This is a genomic window from Streptomyces turgidiscabies Car8 (genome assembly GCF_000331005.1).
Lineage (GTDB): Bacteria > Actinomycetota > Actinomycetes > Streptomycetales > Streptomycetaceae > Streptomyces > Streptomyces turgidiscabies.
In genome coordinates this window covers 1-5,996 of sequence record NZ_AEJB01000479.1, presented here as the reverse complement: position 1 = coordinate 5,996, position 5,996 = coordinate 1, and the positions used below count along the sequence as shown (strand labels likewise).

The 5,996-nt window shown below is 70.8% G+C and carries 5 protein-coding genes, 1 tRNA gene and 1 pseudogene; 3 read left to right on the top strand and 4 right to left on the bottom strand.

Going from position 1 to position 5,996, the window contains the following annotated elements; genetic code table 11:
- Positions 1-14: 14 nt before the first annotated feature.
- Together STRTUCAR8_RS34660 and STRTUCAR8_RS34655 are read right to left on the bottom strand one after the other, a co-directional pair.
- Positions 15-85 (bottom strand) — tRNA-Gln (locus STRTUCAR8_RS34660).
- A gap of 11 nt (positions 86-96) precedes the next feature.
- Positions 97-969, bottom strand: a complete 873-nt coding sequence (locus tag STRTUCAR8_RS34655) for a hypothetical protein (RefSeq protein WP_006380902.1) — start codon at positions 967-969, stop codon at positions 97-99.
- 178 nt (positions 970-1,147) lie between these two features.
- On the opposite strand from STRTUCAR8_RS34655, the gene STRTUCAR8_RS34650 reads away from it, so the two are divergent.
- Positions 1,148-2,461, top strand: coding sequence for a sensor histidine kinase (locus tag STRTUCAR8_RS34650; RefSeq protein ID WP_044473413.1), 1,314 nt, complete (start codon positions 1,148-1,150; stop codon positions 2,459-2,461).
- Positions 2,462-2,509: 48 nt separating this feature from the next.
- On the opposite strand, the gene STRTUCAR8_RS34645 is transcribed toward STRTUCAR8_RS34650, so the two are convergent.
- Complete coding sequence (locus STRTUCAR8_RS34645; RefSeq protein WP_044473412.1) at positions 2,510-3,004, bottom strand: SUKH-3 domain-containing protein; 495 nt, start codon at positions 3,002-3,004, stop codon at positions 2,510-2,512.
- 91 nt (positions 3,005-3,095) lie between these two features.
- A complete protein-coding gene (locus STRTUCAR8_RS34640; RefSeq protein WP_006380901.1) occupies positions 3,096-3,692 on the bottom strand; it encodes a YwqJ-related putative deaminase in 597 nt (198 codons plus the stop codon).
- Between the two features lie 344 nt (positions 3,693-4,036).
- On the opposite strand from STRTUCAR8_RS34640, the gene STRTUCAR8_RS34635 reads away from it, so the two are divergent.
- Both STRTUCAR8_RS34635 and STRTUCAR8_RS34630 read left to right on the top strand, forming a co-directional pair.
- Positions 4,037-5,056: an SMI1/KNR4 family protein gene (locus tag STRTUCAR8_RS34635; protein ID WP_044473410.1), complete on the top strand. Its 1,020-nt coding sequence runs from the start codon at positions 4,037-4,039 to the stop codon at positions 5,054-5,056.
- A 7-nt stretch (positions 5,057-5,063) separates the two neighbouring features.
- Positions 5,064-5,996 (top strand): annotated as a pseudogene (locus STRTUCAR8_RS34630) (SUKH-4 family immunity protein); the annotation flags it as partial.

Below are 5,996 nucleotides of genomic sequence, written 5' to 3'. Positions count from 1 at the left end.
CCACTCTGGTAGGGCTCCCGGGGAAGGAATCGAACCCTCATTCAATGGACCAAAACCATTTGTCCTGCCATTAGACGACCCGGGATAGTTCGCCCCCTATGTCCGATTCTTGGAATCGGGCTTAGTTGCGGCCCCTACTATGCCGTACCACCAGCCTTCGACGCGACGGTACAACTCAGAGCTTCGCCGCACGGTGAGTGCAAGGCAGCCGCGGTAGTCGTCGCCCGTATTCTTGCGCACCGTCTTGGGGTTGTGCCGTTTGAGGACTGTCTTGCCGAACGCGCTGCGGTCGGCCTGAACCAGCTCTGCCCAGTACTTCTCGGCCGCTTCGACACCCGCTGACTCGTGGATCATCACGTGATACCTGATGAGTTCCCGTTCGATTCCGAGGAGGTCGAGCCAGGCCAGGAATAGGCTGATCACATTGGGGTCGCTGTTGACGAAGGTGACTCGCTCGCGCCGGTCGTAGGGCTTGTCCTTGGTGCCCTCGGCCCAGTACAGGGCGACACCTGCGACGAACAGTTCACGGTCGGAGAGGCCACCGATAGTGGCGGTTGCGGCTTGCTTGGTCTTCTGTCGCTCCTCCTCCCGCTTCCGCATCGTCGCTTCCCAACCCCGCTTGGCGATCGCCGACGCCTCCTCGCGGGTCCGCTTCCGCTCGGGCTTCGGCAGGTCCCGTACCCAGAGCGAGATCGAACTCTTCGAGCACCCCAGCTCCACCTGGATCTGGTCGTACGTCCAGCCCTGTAGCCGGAGGTCCCTTGCCCGGTGCCGCTGGTCGTCCTTCGCGTTCGGGCGCTTTGTCCACTCCGGGGGCGGCTCGCCCTCCAGGAGGCGGTTGAGGATGTCGTTGTTGTGGACGCGAAGCTGATCGCGGATCTGGCGGCGGCTCAGCCCGTCCCGTCGCAACGCCACCGCCCGTTCCCGCAGCGCCTCGAAGTCGGCGTATTTGCCACATGCATGTTCCATGGGCGAACCCTCCCGGCGGAATCGTCGCTTCCGGGGTCGAACGGTGCGCGATTCAGCAGTTCGAGGGATTCTGGTGGGTTTCGCTTCTGTTCGATTGCGGTCGTGGGCGGCCCCGTGGTGCGGGCCGGTCGTCGAAACTCGCCGGAAAATCGGCGGCGCCCGAACGTAGGCTGGACGTATGACCACTACGGGGGATGAGCACGCCGCGGCCTTGACCGGGCCGTGGTGGTGGACCCGGTGGCGCGGTGCGGTGCTGGATGTGGGGCTCGCGCTGGTGTCCGCCGGGGAGTGTGCGGGGGAGGGCGTCCGGTTCGCGCGGGAGGCGGGGATCCCGGTGGCGGCCGGGGTTGTGTTCGGGCTTGTCGCCGGGTCCGTGCTGGTGTTGCGGCGGCGGTGGCCGATCGCTGTCGTGCTGGTGTCGATCGCCGTCGGGCCGGCCCAGATGGGCTATCTGATGGGCGTCGTCGGGCTGTACACGCTCGCCGCCTCGGAGCTGCCCCGGCGGATCATCGGGGCGCTGGCCGGAATGGCGATGGTGGGGACGCTCATCGTGACGTTCGTGCGGTCGCACCAGGGTGTGGCGGACGGGGGTCTGAAGATCGGGGACTGGCTGGTCCCGATCGTCGCCATCCTCACCTCGTTGGGCGCGACCGCGCCGCCGTTGCTGCTCGGGTTGTACGTGGGGGCGCGGCGGCGGTTGATGGAGAGTCTTCGGGAGCGGGCGGACAGTCTGGAGCGGGAGCTCCAGTTGCTGGCCGAGCGGGCCGAGGAGCGGGCGGAGTGGGCGCGGAACGAGGAGCGGACGCGTATCGCGCGTGAGATGCACGACGTGGTGGCGCACCGGGTGAGTCTGATGGTGGTGCATGCGGCTGCTCTGCAGGCGATCGCCCGGAAAGACCCTGAGAAGGCTGTGCGGAATGCCGCTCTTGTGGGGGACATGGGGCGGCAGGCGTTGACCGAGTTGCGGGAGATGCTCGGGGTGTTGCGTTCGGGGGAGGGTCTGGAGCGGCGGGTGCAGGGGGTGCCGTTGGCGGCGGTGGGGGTGGCCGCTGCGGTGGCGGCGTCTCGTGCCGTGTCGGGTGGTGAGGGTGTGGGGGACGGGCCGTGTCTGTCCGAGTTGGAGGAGTTGATCGGGCAGTCGGCGGCCGCGGGGATGGTGGTGGCGCTGTCGGTCGAGGGGGAGGCGCGGTTGTACGGCGCGGAGGTCGAGCAGACCGCGTACCGGGTGGTGCAGGAGGCGTTGACGAACGTCCACAAGCACGCGGCGGGTGCGAAGACGCACGTACGGCTGGCGCATCGGGGTGGCGAGATCGCGATGCAGGTGGAGAACGAGCCGCCGCCGGAGCCCGTGGCGGGCTCTTCGGTGCGGTTTCCGTCGGGGGGTAACGGTCTGCTCGGGATGAAGGAGCGGGTTGCCGCGTTGGGCGGGGTGTTCGTGTCCGGGCCGACGGAGGCCGGGGGGTTCCGGGTGTCGGCGGTCATCCCGACCTAGGACAGGTTTTGGTGGTCCGGCCTGCGGTGTTGCCTGTGTGGGTGGGTTTCAGGGGGCTGTCAGGCGTACGGGTTCCAGGCCGGTGATGAGGGTGGCGAGGGCCTGGTCGAGGTCGGGGCCGAGGTACCAGTCTCCGGTGTGGTCGAGGGCGTAGACGCGGCCTGTCGTGTCGATGGCGAGGAGGGTCTGGGTCTCGGGTTCCTCGCCGAGGGGGCAGACCTCGGTGTCGAGGGCGCGGCCGAGGTCGGCGAGGGTGCGGGCCATGTGGAGGCCGTGCAGGGGGTCGAGGTGCAGGGCGGTGGGGGCGACCTGGCGGCCGGGGCCGGGGGGTGTGATGTGCAGGCCGCCGAACTCGGCCCAGGCTTCGACGGCGGCGGGGAAGACCGCGTGGCGGTGGCCGGCGGGGGAGGTGTGGCCGCGTAGGGCGTCGGCCCAGATCTCGGCCTGTTTTATGTCCCAGCGGCCTGGCTGCCAGCCGGCGGCGCGCAGTGCGGCGTCGACGGCTACGGGGAAGCGGGTGGTTGAGGTGCGGTCGGTGTGCATCTGCCCTTCGATCGTCGAGGTCATGGACCGGCGCGGGCGTGTGCCCGGTGCGGCGCCGTGGTGCGGTGGGGGTTTGGGGGAGAGGGGGGCGTCAGCCGGTGGGGGCCGACGAGTCGACTATGCGGACGCCGAAGTGGGCGCTGAGTGCTGTGCAGGAGCGGCAGGGTGTGGCGAAGCCGCCGTGGAGGGGGTCGCCGTCCTCGCGGATGCGGCGGGTGGTGAGTTTGGCTTGTTTGAGTGCTCTGCGGGCTTCGCCGTTGGTCATGGGTTTGCGGGCGGCGCGTCGGCTGCGGCCTTCGTCGGCGAGGGTGATCTGCCGGGATATGAGGAGTGCCTCGGCGCAGCGGCCGGTGGAGCGGTCGCGGTGGGTGCTGGCGAGGGTGTCCAGGAAGTCCTGGACGAGGGGGTGCAGGGCGGGTGGCTGGTCGGCGCGTGCGGCGGTGCCGGTGAGGGTGGCGCCGCGTACGGAGAGGGCGGCGGCGACGGTGGGGAGTATGCCGTCGCGGCGGTGGCGGAGGGCGGGGACGCGGGGCGTCTCGTTGGTGCTCCAGCCGACGCGTGGGTCGCCGTCGGGTCTGCCGGTCGTACCGGGCATTTCGGGCGTGAGTGTTCTCGCTGGGTTGTCTGTCGGCCGTCCTGCCGGCCGTCCCGTCTGAGTCCCTGTCTGTGTCGCGTTCATGATCGTCATCCCCTCCGGTGTCTCCCCCGTACAACGCTCCGGCGGACACAGAGTGCCAAATGGCGTGCCTGGTGCGGTAGCTGGGGCGGTGTGACACGCCCGGGCTTCGTCGCACCGTCACGGCAGGGTGACGGCTGGTCACGGAAGCGGTGGGCCGGTGACCGGCGCCGGTGACCGGTGTCGGCGTACCGCATAGGCTGTCGGGCAGCCGCGATCCGCAGCGCCGTCCGGGTTGCTGTCCGCACTGATGTGCTGACAGACGGGATGGGGGTGATGTGACGTGACGTGTTGTGACAGACGTACGGGTCGTACTGATGTACAGGCCTTTTTAAACGCCGCAGGGGGCAACCGCCATGACGACAGGTCGGCTCGGGCAGCGAGCCGTGCCGCCGAACGCGGCCTATGCCGGGCAGGTCGTGCACTTCCCGGACCCGGTCCGGGCCACCCGGCACCCGAGAGGGGTGCGGGTCGACGAGCGCGGCTATCCCGACTTCTCGCTCTACGCGCGTGCGGTGGCGGAGATCGCCGAGCCGCCGGAGGGCTTCGGTGTCGACGAACTGCGGCTGACGGACTACGTGTCGGCGAACGCGGCGCTCGCCGCGTCCGGGCACGAGCTGTGGGACACGGTTCCGGCGGTGGCGACGCCGCACGGCTGGACCTGGCACCACGTACCCGGTGGGCGGCGGCTGGAGCTCGTGCCGGTCGAGGTGAAGGCGCTGCTGCGGCATCACGGCGGGATCGCGACGTCGGCCGTCGACCAGCACAAACGCGGCACGCGGCCGCTGCAGGAGACGCGGCCCGCGCACTTCGCGCTGCCGAAGTCGGCGGTGGCGGTGACCGAGCTGCAGGTGCAGGGCGTCGAGGAGGACCTCGGTTACCGGCTGCCGGGGGCCTACCGGTCGTTCCTGAAGGCGGCGGGCGGGTGCGCGCCGGTGGGTGCGGCGCTCGACGCCGAGCTGGGGCTGCTGGTGGACCAGCCGTTCTTCACGGTGCGGGACGAGGCGGCGGTGAACGACCTCGTGTACGTCAACAAGTGTCTGCGTGATCATCTGACGAAGGACTATCTGTGCGTCGGGTTCGTGCAGGGTGGTCTGCTGGCTGTGCGGGTGAAGGGTGAGCGGCTCGGGTCGGTGTGGTTCTGCGCGTACGACGACGCGCGGGACGTCGATCCGACGTGGCCGCCGGCCGACCGGGTGGAGCGGCTGCTGCTGCCGTGCGGCGACGACTTCGACCAGTTCCTGTCCCGGCTCGCGGGCAATCCGCCGGAGCTGGAGACGGTGGCGAACCTGATGGTGGACGGCGGTTTCGCGCGTGCGGTTCCGGTGCCGTCCCAGGTGACTTCGGCGTCTTCGGCGTCTTCGGTGGGGGAGTGACTGACCGATGGTGACTTTCGCGCAGGCGCAGGAGCACGCCGAGGAATGGGTCAACGGGGATGTGCCGTCGTACCAGCACCGGGAGGTGCGGGTACGGGAGTTCGAGCTCGGGTTCGTGGTCTGGGCGGAGGACCGCGCGGAGGGTCCGCGTTCGGACGGGGGCGCGCAGCGGCTGGTCCTGGCCCGGGACAGTGGCGAGGCCACGTTGTGGCCCGCCCTGCCGGTCGGTGAGGTGATCCGCCGGTACGAGGAGGAGTACGGCCGTGCGGCCTCGGTCGAGGACGCGGTACCGGCGCCTCCGGCCCGGGTCGACCTGAACCAGACGTCGTTCCTGCTGACTCCGCCGGAGTGGTTGCAGGAGGCGGCGGACAAGCTGGGGATCCAGCCTGACCGGCGGTCGGGTTCGGGGACGGGCTCGGGTTCCGGCGCGGGTGAGGGGGAGGGTGCGGGTGCCTCCGGCGGGGGGCCGGTGGACGCGGTGCCGCCGGGGGCCACGCCCTGGACCGGTACCGACACGACCGGTGTGGACGCGGGCGAGGACCGTTCCGTACCCCTGCCGGCGACCGTGTTCTCGCCGCCGCTCGGCGACGACGACCGCGACGCCCTCAACGGGGCCGCGGCGGCTCCGGGGCTCGCGGAGACCGCGGGGTACGGGTATCCGCAGGGGGCCGGTGCGCCTTCGTACGGTTACCCGCAGGGGGCGCCCGGTGCGCCCACCCCTCCGGCGCGGGCGCTCGCGCCGAACGCCGGTGAGATCGCCGACGCGGCGACCAGCAAGGCGCCGCCGCCACGCGGTGCCCGGTCCGCGAGCACCCCGCCTCCGCCGGGCGCACCTGGAACTCCGGGCGCCCGTCCGGGAGTTGCGCCTCCTCCTCCGCCGGGGCCCGGCCCAGCCGGTGGTTACGTGCCCACGCAGTTCGTGTCGGCGCTCGACGCCGAA

Coding starts and splice junctions, on each gene's coding strand:
- STRTUCAR8_RS34655 (WP_006380902.1), bottom strand. CDS start 969: ATGGAACATGCATGTGGCAAATACGCCGACTTCGAGGCGCTGCGGGAA.
- STRTUCAR8_RS34650 (WP_044473413.1), top strand. CDS start 1,148: ATGACCACTACGGGGGATGAGCACGCCGCGGCCTTGACCGGGCCGTGG.
- STRTUCAR8_RS34645 (WP_044473412.1), bottom strand. CDS start 3,004: ATGCACACCGACCGCACCTCAACCACCCGCTTCCCCGTAGCCGTCGAC.
- STRTUCAR8_RS34640 (WP_006380901.1), bottom strand. CDS start 3,692: ATGACGATCATGAACGCGACACAGACAGGGACTCAGACGGGACGGCCG.
- STRTUCAR8_RS34635 (WP_044473410.1), top strand. CDS start 4,037: ATGACGACAGGTCGGCTCGGGCAGCGAGCCGTGCCGCCGAACGCGGCC.